Source organism: Achromobacter sp. MUI-25009338 (assembly GCF_057359325.1).
In genome coordinates this window covers 4742549-4760618 of sequence record NZ_CM170627.1, presented here as the reverse complement: position 1 = coordinate 4760618, position 18070 = coordinate 4742549, and the positions used below count along the sequence as shown (strand labels likewise).

19 protein-coding genes are annotated in these 18070 nt (G+C 67.8%); 9 read left to right on the top strand and 10 right to left on the bottom strand.

Translation table 11 applies throughout. The features are described 5' to 3' along the window. Positions 1 to 4: 4 nt before the first annotated feature. The 7 genes from AC1IQ6_RS22485 to AC1IQ6_RS22455 form a co-directional block, all read right to left on the bottom strand. The gene (locus tag AC1IQ6_RS22485; RefSeq protein ID WP_102774233.1) at positions 5 to 877 is read right to left on the bottom strand and encodes a MurR/RpiR family transcriptional regulator; all 873 of its coding nucleotides are present in this window, start codon (positions 875 to 877) and stop codon (positions 5 to 7) included. Between the two features lie 13 nt (positions 878 to 890). Continuing rightward, the gene (locus tag AC1IQ6_RS22480) at positions 891 to 1892 is read right to left on the bottom strand and encodes an ABC transporter ATP-binding protein (protein WP_485865328.1); all 1002 of its coding nucleotides are present in this window, start codon (positions 1890 to 1892) and stop codon (positions 891 to 893) included. Next, positions 1889 to 2896, bottom strand: a complete 1008-nt coding sequence (locus tag AC1IQ6_RS22475) for an ABC transporter ATP-binding protein (RefSeq protein ID WP_102774235.1) — start codon at positions 2894 to 2896, stop codon at positions 1889 to 1891. The genes AC1IQ6_RS22480 and AC1IQ6_RS22475 overlap by 4 nt, the downstream gene beginning before the upstream one ends. A gap of 2 nt (positions 2897 to 2898) precedes the next feature. Then, positions 2899 to 3768, bottom strand: coding sequence for an ABC transporter permease (locus AC1IQ6_RS22470; RefSeq protein ID WP_111826488.1), 870 nt, complete (start codon positions 3766 to 3768; stop codon positions 2899 to 2901). 6 nt (positions 3769 to 3774) lie between these two features. Next, positions 3775 to 4716 carry an ABC transporter permease gene (locus AC1IQ6_RS22465; protein ID WP_111826688.1) on the bottom strand — a complete coding sequence of 314 codons (942 nt, stop codon included), beginning with the start codon at positions 4714 to 4716 and terminating at the stop codon, positions 3775 to 3777. An 81-nt stretch (positions 4717 to 4797) separates the two neighbouring features. Beyond that, positions 4798 to 6357: an ABC transporter substrate-binding protein gene (locus tag AC1IQ6_RS22460; RefSeq protein ID WP_102774237.1), complete on the bottom strand. Its 1560-nt coding sequence runs from the start codon at positions 6355 to 6357 to the stop codon at positions 4798 to 4800. A gap of 73 nt (positions 6358 to 6430) precedes the next feature. Next, the gene (locus tag AC1IQ6_RS22455; RefSeq protein WP_485865327.1) at positions 6431 to 7696 is read right to left on the bottom strand and encodes an amino acid deaminase; all 1266 of its coding nucleotides are present in this window, start codon (positions 7694 to 7696) and stop codon (positions 6431 to 6433) included. A 145-nt stretch (positions 7697 to 7841) separates the two neighbouring features. Here AC1IQ6_RS22455 and AC1IQ6_RS22450 point away from each other — a divergent pair, with 145 nt between their 5' ends. The 5 genes from AC1IQ6_RS22450 (at position 7842) to AC1IQ6_RS22430 (ending at position 12035) form a co-directional block, all read left to right on the top strand. Beyond that, positions 7842 to 8633 carry a deaminated glutathione amidase gene (locus tag AC1IQ6_RS22450; RefSeq protein ID WP_102774238.1) on the top strand — a complete coding sequence of 264 codons (792 nt, stop codon included), beginning with the start codon at positions 7842 to 7844 and terminating at the stop codon, positions 8631 to 8633. 58 nt (positions 8634 to 8691) lie between these two features. Continuing rightward, positions 8692 to 10032 carry a replication-associated recombination protein A gene (locus AC1IQ6_RS22445; protein ID WP_102774239.1) on the top strand — a complete coding sequence of 447 codons (1341 nt, stop codon included), beginning with the start codon at positions 8692 to 8694 and terminating at the stop codon, positions 10030 to 10032. Positions 10033 to 10074: 42 nt separating this feature from the next. Further along, positions 10075 to 11421 carry a serine--tRNA ligase gene (gene serS / locus AC1IQ6_RS22440; RefSeq protein ID WP_485865326.1) on the top strand — a complete coding sequence of 449 codons (1347 nt, stop codon included), beginning with the start codon at positions 10075 to 10077 and terminating at the stop codon, positions 11419 to 11421. Between the two features lie 220 nt (positions 11422 to 11641). After that, positions 11642 to 11890, top strand: a complete 249-nt coding sequence (locus AC1IQ6_RS22435; protein ID WP_102774241.1) for a hypothetical protein — start codon at positions 11642 to 11644, stop codon at positions 11888 to 11890. After that, on the top strand, positions 11877 to 12035 hold the full coding sequence (locus tag AC1IQ6_RS22430; RefSeq protein WP_485865325.1) for a hypothetical protein: 159 nt from the start codon (positions 11877 to 11879) through the stop codon (positions 12033 to 12035). The genes AC1IQ6_RS22435 and AC1IQ6_RS22430 overlap by 14 nt, the downstream gene beginning before the upstream one ends. A gap of 109 nt (positions 12036 to 12144) precedes the next feature. On the opposite strand, the gene AC1IQ6_RS22425 is transcribed toward AC1IQ6_RS22430, so the two are convergent. Next, on the bottom strand, positions 12145 to 12465 hold the full coding sequence (locus AC1IQ6_RS22425; RefSeq protein ID WP_102774242.1) for a virulence factor: 321 nt from the start codon (positions 12463 to 12465) through the stop codon (positions 12145 to 12147). A gap of 302 nt (positions 12466 to 12767) precedes the next feature. Then, a complete protein-coding gene (locus tag AC1IQ6_RS22420) occupies positions 12768 to 13262 on the bottom strand; it encodes an ASCH domain-containing protein (RefSeq protein WP_102774243.1) in 495 nt (164 codons plus the stop codon). Positions 13263 to 13446: 184 nt separating this feature from the next. Between AC1IQ6_RS22420 and AC1IQ6_RS22415 the strand changes: the two genes are divergently transcribed. Further along, a complete protein-coding gene (locus AC1IQ6_RS22415) occupies positions 13447 to 13644 on the top strand; it encodes a hypothetical protein (protein WP_485865324.1) in 198 nt (65 codons plus the stop codon). A gap of 21 nt (positions 13645 to 13665) precedes the next feature. Then, complete coding sequence (locus AC1IQ6_RS22410; protein ID WP_209165095.1) at positions 13666 to 14847, top strand: amidohydrolase family protein; 1182 nt, start codon at positions 13666 to 13668, stop codon at positions 14845 to 14847. Here the strand turns inward: AC1IQ6_RS22410 and AC1IQ6_RS22405 are convergent. Further along, positions 14844 to 15728, bottom strand: coding sequence for a LysR family transcriptional regulator (locus AC1IQ6_RS22405; protein WP_485865323.1), 885 nt, complete (start codon positions 15726 to 15728; stop codon positions 14844 to 14846). The two genes, AC1IQ6_RS22410 and AC1IQ6_RS22405, sit on opposite strands and share 4 nt — an antisense overlap. A 149-nt stretch (positions 15729 to 15877) precedes the next feature. On the opposite strand from AC1IQ6_RS22405, the gene AC1IQ6_RS22400 reads away from it, so the two are divergent. Together AC1IQ6_RS22400 and AC1IQ6_RS22395 are read left to right on the top strand one after the other, a co-directional pair. Beyond that, a complete protein-coding gene (locus AC1IQ6_RS22400; RefSeq protein ID WP_111826491.1) occupies positions 15878 to 17005 on the top strand; it encodes a mandelate racemase/muconate lactonizing enzyme family protein in 1128 nt (375 codons plus the stop codon). An 81-nt stretch (positions 17006 to 17086) separates the two neighbouring features. Then, positions 17087 to 18067, top strand: a complete 981-nt coding sequence (locus AC1IQ6_RS22395) for a Bug family tripartite tricarboxylate transporter substrate binding protein (RefSeq protein WP_102774247.1) — start codon at positions 17087 to 17089, stop codon at positions 18065 to 18067. Positions 18068 to 18070: the final 3 nt, after the last annotated feature.

Below are 18070 nucleotides of genomic sequence, written 5' to 3'. Positions count from 1 at the left end.
CCGTTCAATCGCCCAGCGGCAGGCGGTTGGGGCCACCCCGGTGTTCGTCCAGCACCAGCTTGATGCGGCGCAGGCGTTCGCGGTTTTCTTCCTGGTTCAGCATGGCCAGCTCGGTCGAGAGCAGGTCGATGGCCAGCATCATGGCGTAGCGCGAGGCCGAGGGCTTGTAGATGAAATCGGTTTCGTCGGTGCGGATCGGCAGCACCACGTCGGCCAGCGCGGCCAGCTCGGAGGTGGCGTCCGTGATGGCCACCAGGCGCGCGCGGTACTGCTTGACGATGCGGGCCGCGCCCACGATTTCCGGCGTCAGGCCGGAAGCCGACAGCACCAGCACCGCGTCGCGCTCGTCCAGCGTGGCCGCCACCATGCGCAGCAGCACGGCGTCGCTGTAGACCGCGATGGGATAGCCCAGCCGCACCAGGCGCGATTGCACTTCCTGCGCCAGCATGGCCGAGGCGCCGCCCATGCCGAATACGTAGATCATGCGCGCGCCGTCCAGCCTGGCGGCGGCGGCCTCGAACAGCGGCTCGGTGAAGACCGGCAGATGGGCGCGCAGCGTGCTTTCGATGTCGCCGTAGATGCGCGCGTAGAACGTGCTTTCCTCGGCCGGCGCGCTCGGGTCCAGGAAGCGGCTGCCGACCGTGCTGGCCTGGGCCAGCTTCATCTTCAGGTCGCGCGTATCGTCGCAGCCGACGGTGCGGGCGAAGCGCGAGATGGTGGCGATGCTGACGCCGGCCTTGGCCGCCAGCTGGTCGACGGTGGCGCTGGCGCTCCAGATGATGTCGTCCAGGATGGCGTCGGCCACCTTGCGCTCGGTCACGCTCAGTGCGTCGCGCCGGCTGCGTATCTGGAAGACGATGTCGCGGATGATGTTCATGGAGATTCCTGGTTTACCGGGCCAGCTCGGGATCGTCGAGGCGCGAACAGGCCGCGTAATGGCCGGGGCCCACGTTGATCGTCTGGACGGCGGTCGTCGCGCAGGCCTCGATCGCGTGCGGGCAGCGCGTGCGGAACACGCAGCCGGAGGGCGGATCGACCGGGCTGGGAATGTCGCCCTTGAGCAGGATACGCGAACGCGGGGCGCGCGGATCGGGCACGGGCGCGGCCGACAGCAGCGCGCGGGTGTAGGGATGGCGGGGGCTGGCGTAGACCTCGCGGGTCGGGCCGCGCTCCATCACGCGGCCCAGGTACATCACCACGACCTCGTCGCACAGGTAGTCCACCACCGCCAGGTCATGGGCCACGAACAGCATGGTCAGGCCCAGGTCGCGCTGCAGGTCCTGCAGCAGGTTCAGCACCTGCGCCTGCACCGACACGTCCAGGGCCGAGACCGGCTCGTCGGCCACGATGAAGTCCGGCTCCACCGCCAGCGCGCGGGCGATGCCGATGCGCTGGCGCTGGCCGCCGGAGAACTCGTGCGGATAGCGGCGGGCGTGGTCGGCGTTCAGCCCCACGCGCTCCAGCAGTTCGCCGATGCGGGCGGCGCGGCGGTGCTGCGCCAGCTTGTGGGTGTCCAGCGCCTCGCCCAGGATCTCGGCCACGGTCATGCGCGGATTGAGGCTGGCGTACGGGTCCTGGAACACGATCTGCATGCGGCGGCGCCACGGCAGCATCTGTTTTTCGGAAAGCGTGGTGATGTCCTCGCCGTCGAACAGGATGCGGCCGGCGGTGGGGGCGAACAGGCGCAGCAGCGCGCGGCCCGTGGTGGTCTTGCCCGAGCCGGATTCGCCGACCAGGCCGACGATGGTGTTGCGCGGCACGTCGAAGCTGACGCCGTCGACCGCGCGCACCATGGGCGCGTGGCGCGCCTGCGACGTGGGGAAATGGACCTTCAGGTCCTGGATCTGCACCAGCGGCGCTTCGGCGCGTACGGGAGCCGGTCGGTTCGTCATATCGGGTTCACCTTGATGCAGCGCGCGCGGTGGTCGTTCTGCACCGGCACGAGTTCGGGCACGGCCGCCAGACAGTCGTCGGCGGCCAGCGGGCAGCGCGGCGCGAACGTGCAGCCCGGCGGCAGCGACAGCACGCTGGGCACGTTGCCGGGAATGGCGCGCAGGCGCTCGCCCGAGGCCAGCAGCGCGGCGGTGGGAATGCAGGACAGCAGACCGCGGGTGTAGGGGTGGCTGGGCTTTTCGAACAGGTCGTAGACGTCCGCGTCCTCGACCACGCGGCCCGCGTACATCACGGCCACGCGATGCGCGATCTCGGCCACCACGCCCAGGTTGTGCGTGATGAACAGGATGCTCATGTTCATCTCGGCCTGCAGCCGGCGCAGAAGGTCCAGGATCTGCGCCTGCACGGTCACGTCCAGCGCGGTGGTGGGCTCGTCGGCGATCAGCACCGCCGGATTGCAGGCCAGGGCCAGCGCGATCATCACGCGCTGGCGCATGCCGCCCGACATCTGGTGCGGATACTCCTTGACGCGCCGGTCGGCGGCCGGGATTTCGACGCGCTCCAGCATTTCGCGGGCGCGCTTGAGCGCCGCGGCGTACGAGCCGCCTTCATGCTGCAGCACGGCTTCGGCGATCTGGTCGCCCACCGTGTACAGCGGATTCAGGCTGGTCATGGGCTCCTGGAAGATCATCGCGATCTCCGCGCCGCGGATGCGGCGCAGCGTCGCCGCCGAAGCGCGGGCCAGATCGTGCTGCGCGCCCTGGCGGTCGCGAAACAGGATGCGCCCGCCTTCGATGCGGCCGGCCGGCTTGGGCAACAGGCCCATGATGGAAAGACTGGTCACGGACTTGCCGGAGCCCGACTCGCCGACGATGGCCAGCGTCTCGCCGCGGGCCAGGTCGAAGGTCACGCCGTCGACCGACTTGGCGACGCCGTCGCGGCTGTGGAACCAGGTCTGCAGGCCTTCCACGGAAAGCACGATGTCTCGGGTGCTTGCGGTCATGATTACAGCTCCTTGCGCAGGCGCGGATCGAGGACGTCGCGCAGCCCGTCGCCCACCAGTTGCAGCGACAGCACGGACAGCACGATGGCGATGCCGGGGAAGATCATGATCCAGTCGGCCGAGCCCATGTACTGCTGGCCGGCGTTGATCATGGTGCCCCAGGTCGGAATGTCGGGCGATACGCCCACGCCGAGAAACGACAGCCCGGCTTCGGCCAGGATGGCGTAGGCGAAAATGAAAGTGCCCTGCACCAGCAGCGGCGAGACCAGGTTACGCAGCACGTGCACCGTGACGATGCGCCAGGTCGGCACGCCCAGCGCGCGCGCCGCTTCCACGAAAGGCAGCTCGCGGATCACCAGCGTCGAGGCGCGCACGATGCGGGCCAGGCGCGGCGTATAGACGATGCCCAGCGCGATCACCACGTTGATCAGCGAGGGGCCGAGCGCGGCCACCAGCGAGATCGCCAGCAGGATGTCGGGAAAGGCCATCATGGCGTCGATCAGCCGCGAGACGAACTTGTCGGCCGAACGGAAGAAACCGGCGGCCAGGCCCAGCGCGATGCCCAGGATGCTGGAGACGATCACCACGGAAAAGCCCACCATCAGCGACAGCCGGCCGCCGTAGATGACGCGGCTGAACACGTCGCGGCCGAAATCGTCGGTGCCGAACCAGTGCGCCGCGCCCGGCGCCTTCAGCCGGTTCATGATGGACAGCTTGAACGGATCGTAGGGGCTGACCCACGGCGCCAGCAGCGCCGCGGCCACCAGCACGGCGATGACGACCAGGCTCACCAGCACCGTCTTGCGCGCCACCAGCAGGCGCAGCACCTGCCAGCGGTCGGCGCCGGAATTCGGGGAAGTTGCGATAGCCATATCAGATCAGTAACGCACTCGAGGATCGACCAGCAGGTACAGCAGGTCGATGAAAAGATTGATCAGGACGTAGATGGCCGCGATGATCAGCAGCGCGCCCTGGATGACGGGGTAGTCGCGGCGCAGCACCGCCGACACCACCAGGCTGCCCACGCCGGGCAGGCCGAACACGGTCTCGGTCACGACCGCGCCGCTGATCAGCAAGGCGGTGGTCAGGCCCAGCACCGTCAGGATCGGGATCAGCGCGTTGCGCACGGCGTGCTTGAGGATCACCTTGCGCTCGGGCAGGCCCTTGGCGCGCGCGGTGCGCACGTAGTCGTCGCGCAGCACGTCCAGCATGCTGGCGCGGATGAAGCGGGTGATCAGCGCCGAGTTCACCAGGCCCAGCACCACCGCCGGCAGGATCAGGTGCGACATGCGCGTGGCGAGCGAGGCGTCCGGGCCGCCGTAGCCGGCCACCGGCAGCCAGCCCAGCTTCACCGAGAACAACTGCATCAGCAGCAGCCCCAGCCAGAAGCTGGGCACGCTGGAGGTGAACATCGAGAACGACAGCACCGACTGGTCCAGCGTGGTGCCGCGCTTGACCGCCGACAGTATCCCCACCGGCAGCGCGATGGCGCTGGCGATCAGCAGCGACAGCAGCGTCAGCAGCAGCGTGGGTTCGGCGCGGTCGGCCAGCGCCGCCAGCACCGGCTTGTTCATGAAGATGGACTGGCCCAGGTCGCCCTGGGCCAGCTTGCCCAGCCACGACAGGTACTGCACCGCCATGGGCTGGTCCAGCCCCAGCTGCGCGCGCAGCGCGGCGATGTCCTGCTGGCTGGCCTGCGGGCCCAGCATCACCGCGGCGGGATCGCCCGGCGTGATGCGGATGATCACGAACACGATGGTCGCGACGATGAACATCACGGCCACCAGCCCGACCAGCCGGTTCAAGAGATAGCGCAACACGATGAAAGCCCCGAAAAAATTGGAACGCCGAAGGACGTGGAGGGCGGCGCGAACCGCCATGCCCCCCGCGCCCTCAAACCATTACTTCGCCGCCTTCCACGCATTCCAGAAGTACGGCCACGGCACGGCCCGGGTCCCTTGCAGCGACGGCGAGCGCGCGGCCTGCGCATTGAAGTCGCCGACCTTGATGAAAGGCACCTCGTCATACACCGCCTGCTGCACGTCGGCCCAGCGCTTGACGCGTTCTTCCTGCGTGCGGGCCTGATTGAAGGCGTCCAGCACCTGGTTGCGGCGCGGCGTGTCCCACCAGCCCGGCGCGTCCTTGGACGGGAAGTCGATCAGCGCGGGCTCGGGCAGGAACGGGCTGTGGGTAATGAAGATGTCCCACAGCGCCGGGTCCTGGCGGCGCTGGGTCAGCGTGGCCCAGTCCACCACCTGCATGTCCACCGTGAAGCCGGCGGCCTTCAGGTATTCGGCGGCCACCAGCGCCATCTTGTAGTGGAACTCGTACTGCTGGCTGGTCAGGATGCGGATCTTGCGGTCCTGCACCTGCGCGCCGTCCACCAGCTTCTTGGCCGCGGCGGCGTCGCCCTTGTTGTAGACCTTGCCGCCCAGCGAGGTGGCCCACGGGAAGCCTTCGGGATACAGGTCGCCGTTGAGCTTGTAGAAATCCTTGTTGCCGAACGCGGCGTACAGCATGTCCTCTTCGTTCAGCGCGAGCTGCACCGCCTGGCGCACGGCCAGATTGGACATGATGCCCTGCTTGGTGTTGAGCACCAGCCGGGGCCAGCCGAAAGGCTTGAGCATGACCGGATCGGAACGGCCGTTCTTGAGCTTGGGCAGCGACTCCACCGGCAGGGCGTCGACGTAGTCGAACTGGCCGGCCACCGCGCTTTCGACGCGGGTATTGGCGTTGCTGACCGGCACGAAGCGGATTTCGTCCAGGTATTGCTTGCGCGCGCCGCCGTAGCCGTCGGGCTCGCCATCGCGCTGCTTGTAGCCTTCGAAGCGGACCAGCTGGATGTACTGGTCGGGCACGCGCGCCTTCAGCTGATAGGGGCCGGTGCCGACGAACTCGGTCAGGGCGGGCGCGATCTTGCCCTTGGGCATGATGATGGCGGCGCTGTTGTTCATCGCCAGCAGCGCGGTCAGCGGCGCATAGGGCTGCTTGAGCGTGATGCGGACGGTGTTGGCGTCCGGCGCCTCGATGGCGCTGATGATCTTGGCGGCCATCTTGCCGCGCGTGGCGGTTTCGGTCCAGCGCTTGAGCGAGGCCGTCACGTCGGCCGAATCCATCCTGGAGCCGTCATGGAAAGTGATGCCCTGGCGCAGGGGAATGGTGTAGACCAGCCCGTCGGGCGACACCTCGGGCATCTTGTCGGCCAGCAGCGGCGTCAGGTTCCATTTGGCGTCGAAGGTGTACAGCGTTTCGAAGAAATGCTGCGTCAGGATGCCCACCAGGTCGGCCGTGCTGGTCATCGGGTCCAGCGTCGGCGGCTCGCCGACGGTGGCCACCGAGATCGTGCCTCCCTTGACCGGCGCGGCACTCAGGGCGGGGGACGACAATGCGGTCAAACCAATTGCGCCGGCCAGCAGCAGGCTATTGAGCCTGCCGCCTCGCGGGGAGGTGCGGAAGTTCATGATGCTCTCTCCAGAGGGTAGAAAACAGGATGTCGCGTGCGGATCGGGATTGCCCCGCGAGGGGGGCGGGAGGTCAGAAGAAAGTCGCGGCCACGTCGATGACGCCGTAGTGTTCGTCGACCAGCAGCACCTGGCGCCACTTGTCGAAAGTCAGGCAGGGGTGGGATATGTCGAAGGCGATCATGTCGCCGACCTGGATGTCGTCGTCCGCGCCGATCTGCATGAAAGCGTGCTGGTCCATCATGGCGGTCAGCTTCCAGTGCGCGGGCGCGGCGTCCGGGGCCTGCGCGCCGGGGCGGTAGCGCTGGGCGGGCGTGGGCAGGCCGGCGTCGAAGGCGGCGTCGCGCTTGCCCAGCGCGACGATGGCGCGGCCCGGTTCGGGCAGCGATTGCACATAGGCCCAGACCTGCAGCGCCGGCTGCAGGCCGGGTTCCATGCCGCGGGCCACCGGATTGTTGGCGTTGATGCGCTCGGCCGCCGAGCGGTAGATGCCCACGTCGTGCGACAGGTAGCAGCCGGGGCGCAGCACGATTTCCAGCGGCGCGCCGATATCGACCTGCGAGAATTCCTCGGCCACCACGTCGAACCAGGCCGAGCCCGCGCCCGAGATCAGGGCGGGACCGTTCCTGCGCAGCCGGCCGGCGGCCGCCAGTTCGCCGAGCGCGCCGGTGGCGCGGCGCAGGAAGGCGCGGATGGCGCTTTCTTCCTGCAGCACGCCTTCGTAGACCTCGATGCCGGCCAGCGCCAGGCCGGGCCAGCGCGCGATCTCGTCGGCCACGGCCTGCAGCTGCGCCTCGTCGCGCACGCCGGTGCGCCCGCCGGCCGGGCCCAGCTCGATCAGCACCGGCAGCACCAGGCCCTGCTCGCCGAAATAGGCGCCCAGCTGGGCGGCGTTGGCGGGCGAGTCCACGATGCAGAAGTAGGTGAAGGACGGATCGCGCAGGAGCCGCGCGATGATGGCCATGTTGGCGCGGCCCACCAGCTGGTTGGCCATCAGCACGCGGCGGATGCCGTGGCGGTAGGCGGCCAGCGTCTGCGGCGCCGTGGCCAGCGTGATGCCCCAGGCGCCGCCGTCGATCTGGCGCTGGAACAAGGCCGGACTCATGGTGGTCTTGCCGTGCGGCGCCAGCTTGACCTTGTAGGCCTCCATGAAGCGCTGCATCCATTGCAGGTTGTGCCGCACCCGCGATTCGTACAGCACGGCCACCGGCAGGCTGACGTCCTCGCGCAGCAGATTCCATTGCAGCCCGGCCACGCCGGCGGCGTCACAGGATTCGGGGAAGGCGCCCAGGCCTTTGCCGTTCGGGTCCAGCGGGGCGGGGGAGGAGGAGGGCGTCATGGCGGCTTCCTGGAAAATATTTACCGTCAAATCGGATTTTTTTCATTATCCTGAAAGAAATTTACAAGCGGCAGCTAGGAGTTTCCCGTAGTGCGCGGCGGCGCGACAATGGAACGAACGCTCGGTCTCAGGAAAAGGAAACGTCATGCTGAAAGTCGCTTTGGGCCAGTTCGCCGTCAGCCGCGTCTGGGAAGAAAACGCGCAGGTCTGCATCGACCTGATGGAACGCGCCCGCGCCGGCGGGGCCGGGCTGCTGGTGCTGCCCGAGGGCGTGCTGGCGCGCGACATCACCGATCCGCAGATCGTCCTGAAGGCCGCGCAGCCGCTGGACGGCCCCTTCATCGGCAAGCTGCTGGAGGCCAGCCGCGGATCGCCGCTGGCGACCATGATGTGCGTGCACGTCCCGACCGGAGAAGGGCGGGTCTGGAATACGCTGGTCACCCTGCAGGACGGCCGCATCCTGTCGCAGTACCGCAAGCTGCATCTGTACGACGCCTTCACCATGAAGGAATCCACCAACGTCACCGCCGGCGATGAGATCCCGCCCCTGCTCGACATAGGCGGGCTGCGCGTCGGCCTGATGACCTGCTACGACGTGCGCTTTCCCGAATTGGCGCGCCGCCTGGCGCTGGACGGCGCCGACCTGCTGGTCCTGCCGGCCGCCTGGGTGCGCGGCCCCTTGAAGGAAAAGCACTGGGAAGTGCTGGTCACGGCGCGCGCGCTGGAGAACACCTGCTACGTGGCCGCCACCGGCGAATGCGGCGAGCGCAACATCGGCTGCAGCATGGTGGTGGACCCGCTGGGCGTGGTGACGGCGCGCGCGGGCGAGGCGCCGGCGCTGGTGTACGCCGACATCGATCCCGAGCGCCTGGCGCACGCGCGCAAGGTGCTGCCGGCGCTGGCCAACCGCCGCTTCGCGCCGCCGCAGTTGGCCTAGGGCGCGGCATGGTGTAATGCTGGATTGATTATTCGCTTTCTCCCCCCATCTGCTGCCAATGAGCAATGATCTCTTTGCGGCCGATCCCGCGCATCGGCCCTATGTGCCCCTGGCCGAACGGCTGCGCCCGCGCACCCTGTCCGACGTGGTGGGGCAGTCGCACCTGCTGGGTCCGGACAAGCCGCTGCGCGTGGCTTTCGAATCCGGCCGCCCGCACTCCATGATCTTCTGGGGGCCGCCCGGCGTGGGCAAGACCACGCTGGCGCGCCTCATGGCCGACGGTTTCGACGCGCAGTTCATCGCCATCTCGGCGGTGCTGGGCGGCGTCAAGGACATCCGCGACGCGGTCACGGTCGCGCAGGTGGCGCAGGGCCAGGGCCGCCGCACCATCCTGTTCGTCGACGAGGTGCACCGCTTCAACAAGTCGCAGCAGGACGCCTTCCTGCCCTATGTGGAAAGCGGGCTGTTCACCTTCATCGGCGCCACCACGGAAAATCCCTCGTTCGAGGTCAACTCGGCGCTGCTGTCGCGCGCCCGCGTCTACGTGCTGCAATCGCTGACGGCCGAAGAACTGCAACTGCTGGTCGACCGCGCCGAGCAGGCGCTGAACGACGGCCGCGAGCCCGGCGAGACCATCCGCATCGAGCCCGACGCGCGCGAACAGCTGGCGGCCTGGGCCGATGGCGACGCGCGCCGCCTGATCAGCGCGGTGGAAGTGGTGGCGGAATCCGCCCAGTCGGCCGGCCGCGACAGCGTGGACGCGGCCTGGCTGGAGATTTCGCTGTCGCAGAACCTGCGCCGCTTCGACAAGGGCGGTGACGCGTTCTACGACCAGATCAGCGCCCTGCACAAATCGGTGCGCGGCTCCAATCCGGACGCCGCGCTGTACTGGTTCTGCCGCATGATCGACGGCGGCGCCGATCCGAAATACCTGGCCCGCCGCCTGGTGCGCATGGCGGTCGAAGACATCGGCCTGGCCGATCCGCGCGCCACCGACCTGGCCGTCAACGGCGCCGACATCTACGAGCGGCTGGGCTCGCCGGAAGGCGAGCTGGCGCTGGCGCAGGCGGTGGTCTACATGGCCTGCGCGGCCAAGTCCAACGCCGTCTACAACGCCTACAACCAGGCGCGCAAGTTCGCCGCCGAGCACGGCAGCGCGCCGGTGCCCATCCACCTGCGCAACGCGCCCACCAAGCTGATGAAGCAGCTGGGCCATGGCAAGGCCTACCGCTACGCGCACGACGAGCCCCACGGCTACGCCGCCGCCGAGCAATATTTCCCGGATGGACTGAATCCCTCCTTCTATCGGCCGACCGATCGCGGCCTGGAGGCTAAAATCCAGCAAAAGCTGGCATTCCTGCGTGAGCTGGACGCGCAGGAACGTGCCAGGAAACGCTAACGGGCCGCGCCCGTTGTCTCTCGCAACCTCACCGACCAAACCATGCTAGACCCGATACTGCTGCGCAAAGACCTGCAAACCGTCGTAGACCGCCTCAAGACCCGCGGCGTGTCCTTCGACACGGAACGGTTCAACGACCTGGAATCCCGCCGCAAGGCCGTCCAGACCGAAACCGAATCCCTGCAAGCCCGCCGCAACGCGCTGGCCAAGCAGATCGGCCAGCTCAAGGCCAAGGGCGAGGACGCCAGCGCCGTCATGGCCGAGTCGCAGGCCGTGCCGGTGCGCCTGAAGCAGCTGGAAGAAGAACTGGCCGCGCTGCAGCAGCCGCTCAACGATCTGCTGATGTCGGTGCCCAACCTGCCGCACGCCAGCGTGCCGCAAGGCGAGTCGGCCGACGACAACGTCGAGGTGCGGCGCTGGCTGCCCGGCCCGGCCGGCGCCGATGGCAATCCGCCGGCCCTGCCGTTCGAGGCGCGCGACCACGTCGCCGTGGGCGGGCCGCTGGGGCTGGATTTCGACACGGCCGCCAAGCTGTCGGGCGCCCGTTTTTCGTTCATGCGCGGCCCCATCGCGCGCCTGCACCGCGCGCTGGCGCAGTTCATGCTGGACCTGCAAACGGGCACGCACGGCTACACCGAGTGCTACACGCCGTACATCGTCAACGCCTCGACGCTTTACGGCACGGGCCAGCTGCCCAAGTTCAAGGACGACATGTTCGCCGTGTCCAAGGGCGGCGGCGACGACGATCCGAAACAGGATGAACAGGGCAAGCCCTATGTGCGCGAAGACCAGTACCTGATCTCCACTTCCGAAATCACGCTGACCAGCGTGGCGCGGGATACCATCCAGGCCGCGGCCGACCTGCCGCTCAAGCTCACCGCCCACACGCCGTGCTTCCGTTCCGAAGCCGGCAGCGGCGGGCGCGATACGCGCGGCATGATCCGCCAGCACCAGTTCGACAAGGTCGAAATGGTGCAGATCACGCATCCGGACCAATCGTACGAGGCGCTCGAAGAGATGGTCGGCCACGCCGAGCGCGTGCTGCAGCTGCTGGGCCTGCCGTACCGCGTGATGCTGCTGTGCACCGGCGACATGGGCTTCGGCGCGGCCAAGACCTACGACCTGGAAGTGTGGCTGCCGGCCCAGAACACCTGGCGCGAGATTTCCTCGGTCTCCAATTGCGAGACCTTCCAGGCCCGCCGCATGCAGGCGCGTTTCCGCAACGCCCAGGGCAAGCCGGAATACGTGCACACGCTCAACGGTTCCGGCCTGGCGGTGGGCCGTACGCTGGTGGCGGTGCTGGAAAACTGCCAGCAGGCCGACGGCAGCGTGCTGGTGCCCGAGGCCCTGCAGCCTTATATGGGCGGCCTGACGGTCTTGAAACCTTAGGTCCATCCACCGTTTGGAGGATAAAAAGGCGGAGTCTGCGGGCTCCGTTTTTTTTTATTATGTGGACATATTCCTGTCGCCGCTGGACATTAACCTGGCGGCGCTGGTGGCTGATTTTGATGTGAACAGTTGTGTATTGCAATAAAAGGGCCGGATAGTTGAGGCACAATACGCAATGTGTTCGACACGCTTCATTCACTTAAATAAAAAGGAGTTGTCCATGACTTCAAGAATGATTGGAGATTTTCGTGTGAGATGCTCCGTGGCCCGTGAAGACGAACAGGGCTACCGCGTGCAGATATGGACTCGCCGCATCGGCGGCACTGCGCCGGAAAAATGCTGGACGGTCCCGGGGCAGGCGCCTTTCGCCAACCTGCAAGAGGCCGAGCAGCAGAGCCAGCAGTTGTTCCAGGGCATCAATGGCGTGCGTTTCAACGGTGAACCGGAGTTTGCTCATGCGTCCGCATAATGGCTGGTGGCGGGCGTCGAGTACGCCGCGCCGATGGATCGACCTCGTCCAGGAATCGCCCCGCTGGGCCGACGGCAAAACCGGCCAGGCGCCGCAGCAGCCGCCCGCGCTGGTGGCCAAACCCGCGCAGGCCCCGGCGGCCTGAAGGCAGTTCCCCGGGGGCACCGGACATGCCCCGAACGCCGCGGCTATTTCCGCGGCAAAAAAAGGCCACTCGCGAGAGTGGCCTTGGTATTTCCGGCGCTGGCGTCCGATCAGTCGCGGTCGTGTCCGCGGCCGCGATGGTGATGCTTGTAGCCGCCGTGGCGATAGTAACCGCCGCGGTCGTAGTAGCGGCCGCCGCGATAATAGACCGGCGCCGGATAGACTACCGGAGGCGCGACGTACACGGGCGCCGGACGGTAATAGACCGGGGGCGGCGGCGGCACGTACACCGGCTGGGGCGCCACGTAGACCGGCGCCGGGAAAACCACCCCGGGCACGCCGATGGAAATGCCCACGTCCACCCGGGCCAAGGCGGCGCTCGAGATCAGCAGACCCGCAGCACCGGCACCAGCGATAAGCCATTTTTTCATGTTGCACCTGCCTGCTGCATGACGCAGCAAAGTTGAGTATTCGTTGAGCCTATTTTCCGGCTTTTTCGCCGGCCATTGGTAAGCGAGCCGGCCTCAATCGCGACAATCCGCAACCGTCCCCCAACCCGCGTTCCCCGCCTTGCTGCCCTGCAGCAGCCGTCGCCCGCTATGGTGAAACGGATGATGAAATCGATTGAAATCGGCTGGAATGCGGTGTAGTGGGGCGCCACGGTTACAGGCGGTCACGATCGGCGGGCGATTTCACGCGCGGGTGTTGCAGGAATGCGCCATTGCCGGGGCCGTCAGGCCTGCTGGCAGCGGAATTCGACCACCCAGACCCAGGGATTGGCGGCCCAGGCGTGGGCGCCGTAGCGTTCGCACCAGGTCAGGGCGAAGGCGGTCTGCAGCGGCACCCCGGGCAATAGCGACGAGGATTGGTAGAGCGCCGGGATGCCTTCGGCCCGGGCGTCGGCGTCGGACAGGTTTTGCAGCCGCTGGATGCGCACGCCCACGATCACGGCCGACGTGAACGGATTGCCGGCCTCGTCGGTCAGGAGAATGCTTTCGCCCGATTTTCCGTACGGACATCGGACCCAGCTGGAAGTTTTCCGCAGCTCGGCGGGATTATCCACGGACGGCCCCATGGCCACCCATCTTCCGGAATCCGACGCGTCGGCATACCAGACGGTAGTCGGTTTGGTAGGCTGCGGTTTCAAGATACGCCGGCTCTGTACTTTATCGCCGTTCAATACAGCCTGTTTAAGCGGTTCGCTGAATTGAAGAGATTGCCTTTTCATACACTCGCGGTTCCTCTCACGATCAAGGCATGCGCCACAGCGGCATTTGCCCAGCCGGCGCATGCGAGAGCGCGGTCCGAGCCTGGCATCTTGCAGTATGCCGCCTAGTGGTCATCATGTCAGGGGCTCGCAAGGGATGTGTGTCATTTTGAATACGTTGCGAGGAAGTTTGTATACTCGAAGCATGAACACAGACCTGCACGATCTCAAGCCGGGTTACTACTGGTACACCATGGCGAACGACCCGCTGGCCATCATCCGTATTCATGAGGATGGCGGCGCCACGCTGATGGGCACGGATTACCGTATCGGCGCCGAAGGCGTGGCCGATATGGTGCGCCAGGGCGAACGCTTTTTCTGGATCGAACCGCCTCAAGTCTGAGCCGCCGGCGCGCCGTCCTCCATGACCGACCTCTTATTGAAAAACGTCCGGGCCGGTCGCGATCCGGTGGATGTGCTGGTGCGCGGCGGGCGCATCCGGAAAATCGGCCCGGCGCTGGAAGCCGAGCCCGGCATGGCCTTGGAAGACGGCGGCGGCGCCTTGCTGCTGCCCGGCCTGATCGAAGGCCATACCCATCTGGACAAGACCACCTGGGGCTCGCCCTGGTACGTGAACCAGGTCGGGCCTGCGCTGACCGACCGCATCCACAACGAACGGCAATGGCGCGCCAGCACCGGCCATGACGCCGCCAGCCATGCGCGCGCGCTGGCGCTGGCGTTCCTGCGCGAAGGCGCGACCCGCATCCGCACCCACGTCGACGTCGATACCGATGCCGGGCTGCGCCACCTGGACGGCGTGCATGCCACGCGCCAGGAACTGGCCGACCGCGTCGAGATCCAGACCGTGGCTTTTCCCCAGTCGGGCCTGCTGGTGCGGCCCGGCACCGCCGAGCTGCTGGACCGGGCGCTGGCGAACGGGGCCGACGTGCTGGGCGGACTGGACCCTTCGGCCATCGACCGCGATCCCGCGCGTTCGCTGGACGTGCTGTTCGGCCTGGCCGACAAGCATGGCAAGCCCGTGGACATCCATCTGCACGAACCGGGCGAACTGGGCGCGTTCACGCTGGAACTGATCCTGGACCGCACCCAGGCGCTGGGCATGAACGGCAAGGTCGTCATCAGCCACGCATTCTGCCTGGGCGGCGTGGACGCGAAGCGCCTCGAGGGCCTGCTGGGCCGGCTCGCCGCGCTGGACGTGGCGCTGCTGACCACCGCGCCGCCTTCGCGTCCGGTACCTTCGCTGCGCGCCTGCCGCGACGCCGGCGTGACGCTTTTCGGCGGCAATGACGGCATCCGCGACACCTGGACCCCTTACGGCAGTCCCGACATGCTGGCGCGCGCCATGCTGATCGGGCTGCGCAACGACCTGCGCCGCGACGACGAGGTCGAATGGGCCTTCGATTGCGTGACCGCCGCCGCGGCCCGCGCCTGCGGCTTCGCCGATTACGGCCTGGCGCCGGGCGCGCGCGCCGACCTGGTGCTGGTCGACGCCAGCTGCGTGGCCGAAGCCGTGGCGCAGCGCGCGCCGCGCCGGCTGGTGGTGTCGCGCGGCGCAGTCGTGGCGCGCGACGGCCGCGACGCCTAGTCCCGGGCCAGCCCGAGCTGCGTTTCGGTCAGTTCCACGAAGGCCTGCATCAAGGCCGAACGCACGCCCGCGCGCGGCCAGATCGCGCCCACGGTGCGCAGCGGGCAGGGCGCCGGCAGCGGCCAGCGCCTGACGTCGGCGGCCGGCGCGCCCGTGCTGGCCCAGTCCGGCAGCAGCGCGACGCCCAGCCCTTCCGACACCAGCCTCGCGATGGAATCGATGCCATCGAGCTCGAAGCGCACGTGCGGGCGCAGATTGCGCGCGCGCAGATAATCCTCGGCCATCTTGCCGCCCACCACGCTGCGGTCGTAGCGGATGTACGGCTCGCGCGCGAGCACGGCCAGCGGGTCGCGCACTTTCATGCCGGCCGGGGTCACCAGCACTAGCGGCTCGCGCCGCAGGTCGCGCCACGCGCAGGTCTTGGGAATGGAAAACAGGGGGTGCACCAGCAGCGCGCCGTCCAGTTCGCCGGACAGCACCTTGCTGTAGAGCAGGGTGGTGGGGGCGGGTTCTATGTAGATCTCGATCTGCGGATGCCGCGCCACCCAGGTTCGCAGCACCGGCGGCATGATGCCGGTCAGCGCCGTGGGCGTGGCCCCCAGCCTGAGCGGGCCGGCGGGCAGTTCGGTGTCCGAGGCCGCCGAGCGCAGGTCGCGCACGTCGCGCAGGATGGCGCGGGCGCGTTCGAGGATGCGCAAGCCGGCCGGCGTGGGCTTGACGGTGCGGCCCGAGCGCGCGATGAGCGCACTGCCCATGTCGGCCTCGAGCGCCCGCAGCCGCTGCTGCACGGTGGCCGGCGTCAGGCCCTGGTGGCGCGCGGCCTGGGCGATGGAACCGAGTTCCACGACGTGCACGTAGGTTTGCAGAAAACGCGAGTCCATGGCGGCGGCAGCCCTGCGGAAGATGGTTTTTCCATATTCTAAAGATGGGTGACGATAATTGTTGTTTTCTTTGGCCACGGCAAGAATACGTGCAGGGCGTCGCGCTGGCGGCGCCAGCCGAACCTCTCAGCCCCCCAAAGGAGCCTGTTGTGCCCATCATCGAATCCATAGACGTCTGCGCCGCCGCGGTGCCCCTGGACAAAGTCACCTCGTTTTCCAACCGCACCGTGTCGTCGCGGCACTATGGCCTGGTGAAGGTCCGCTCTTCCGACGGCGTCGAAGGCATAGGCTTCTGCTACGTGGGCAGCGCCGGCGGCGCCATTTTCGAGGCGGCGGTGCAGAGCCTGCTCGCGCCGGTGCTGCTGGGCAAGGATTCCCATGCCGTCGAGGGGCTGTGGCAGGCCATGTACCAGGAGGCGCTGCTGCAGGGGCGCCAGGGCACGGTGATGCGCGCGCTCAGCGCGCTGGACATCGCGCTGTGGGACCTCAACGCCAAGGCCGCCGGCCTGCCGCTGCACCGCTACCTGGGCGCGGTCGAGCTGGAGTCGGTGCCGGCATACGCCAGCGGCGGCTACTACCTCGACGGCAAGACGCCGCAGCACCTGGGCGAGGAAATGGCCAGCTACGTGGACAAGGGATTCCGCGCGGTCAAGATGAAGACCGGCCGCCTGTCGCCGGCCGAGGAAGAGGCGCGCCTGAAGGCCGCGCGCGAAGCCGTGGGGCCGGACGTCGAACTGATGATGGACTGCAACAACGCCTGGCAGGACGTGACCCAGGCCATGCAGTACATCCGCCGCTTCGAGCAATACGATCCCTACTTCATCGAGGAGCCGTTCGGCCCCGATGACATCGATAGCCACGCCAAGCTGGCGCGGCTGACGCGCCTGCCCATCGCCACCGCCGAAATCGGCTACGGCCGCTGGTATCACAAGGAGCTGCTGGACAAGGGCGCGGCGGGCATCCTCCAGACCGACGCCGCCGTGTGCGGCGGCATCACCGAATGGAAGCGCATCGCCGCCACCGCCGCCAGCTACGGCGTGGTGGTCTGCCCGCACTGGTTCCACGACGTACACGCGCCGCTGGTGGCCGCCACGCCGAACGCGCGCTACGTCGAATTCTTCTGGGACGACCAGGTGCTGAACTTCCGCAAGCTGGTCGACCGCCAATTGAGCCACAAGAACGGCCGCGTGATCCTGCACCAGGAGCCCGGCCTGGGCTTCGGCTTCGATGAGCGCATGGTGGAGCGCTACGGCAAGTGGACCCGCGTCGGCCGCTGAGCGCCGCGGGCGGCGTCGCGACCCGCGGCGCCGCATGACTATCAGTCGCCGGCGGCAAGACCGGCGCGCGAGGAGACAGCAATGCAACGTAGGCAATTCATGAGCGGCGCCGCGGCGCTGGGCGCGGCGCTGATGCTGCCGGCGATGGCGCGGGCGCAGGACATGCCGTCGGGGCCGGTGAAAATCGTGGTGGGGTTTCCCGCCGGCGGCGGCACCGACGTGCTGGCGCGCCTGCTGGGCCAGAAGCTGGGCGTGCTGTGGAACCTGCCCGTCATCGTCGAAAACCGCGCGGGCGCGGCCGGCGTCATCGCCGCCGAGCAGGTGGCCCGCCAGCCCAATGACGGCAATACGCTGATGATGGCGCACGTCAACAGCCACGGCATCGCGCCCGGGCTGCAGCCCAAGCTGGCCTATTCGGTCGAGCGCGATTTCTCGCCCATCGCGCTGGTGGGCAAGACGCCCACCATCCTGATCGGCGGCGCCTCGCAGCCGGCCAGGACGCTGCCCGAACTGGTCGCGCTGTGCCGCGCCCAGCCGGGCAAGATCGTGTTCGGTTCGGCCGGCAGCGGCTCGGCCCAGCACCTGGCGCTGGAGATCTTCAAGGCGCGCGCCGGCATCGACGTGCTGCACGTGCCCTACAAGGGCTCCGCGCCGCTGATGAACGACCTGATGGGCGGCCACGTGCAGTACTGCTTCGAAGGCATGACCACCGCGACGCCGCTGCTGCAGTCCGGCAAGGTGATCGGCCTGGCGCAGACGCTGCAGCGCCGCTCCAAGAGCCATCCGGACGTGCCCACCGTGGCCGAGCAGGGCTATCCCGGATTCGAGGCCAGCATCTGGTTCGGCATGGTGGGTCCGGGCAATATGCCGGGCCCCATGGTCCAGCGCATGAACCAGGACATCGACCGCGTGCTGGCCATGCCCGACGTGCAGGAAAAGCTGGCGCAGATCGGCGCGGAAGAAGGCGGCGGCAGCGCGCAGCGCTTCGCCGATTTCATGCGGCAGGAACAGCAGAAATACGCCAGGACCATCAAGGACGCCAAGCTCGTCGCCGAGGGCTGAGCG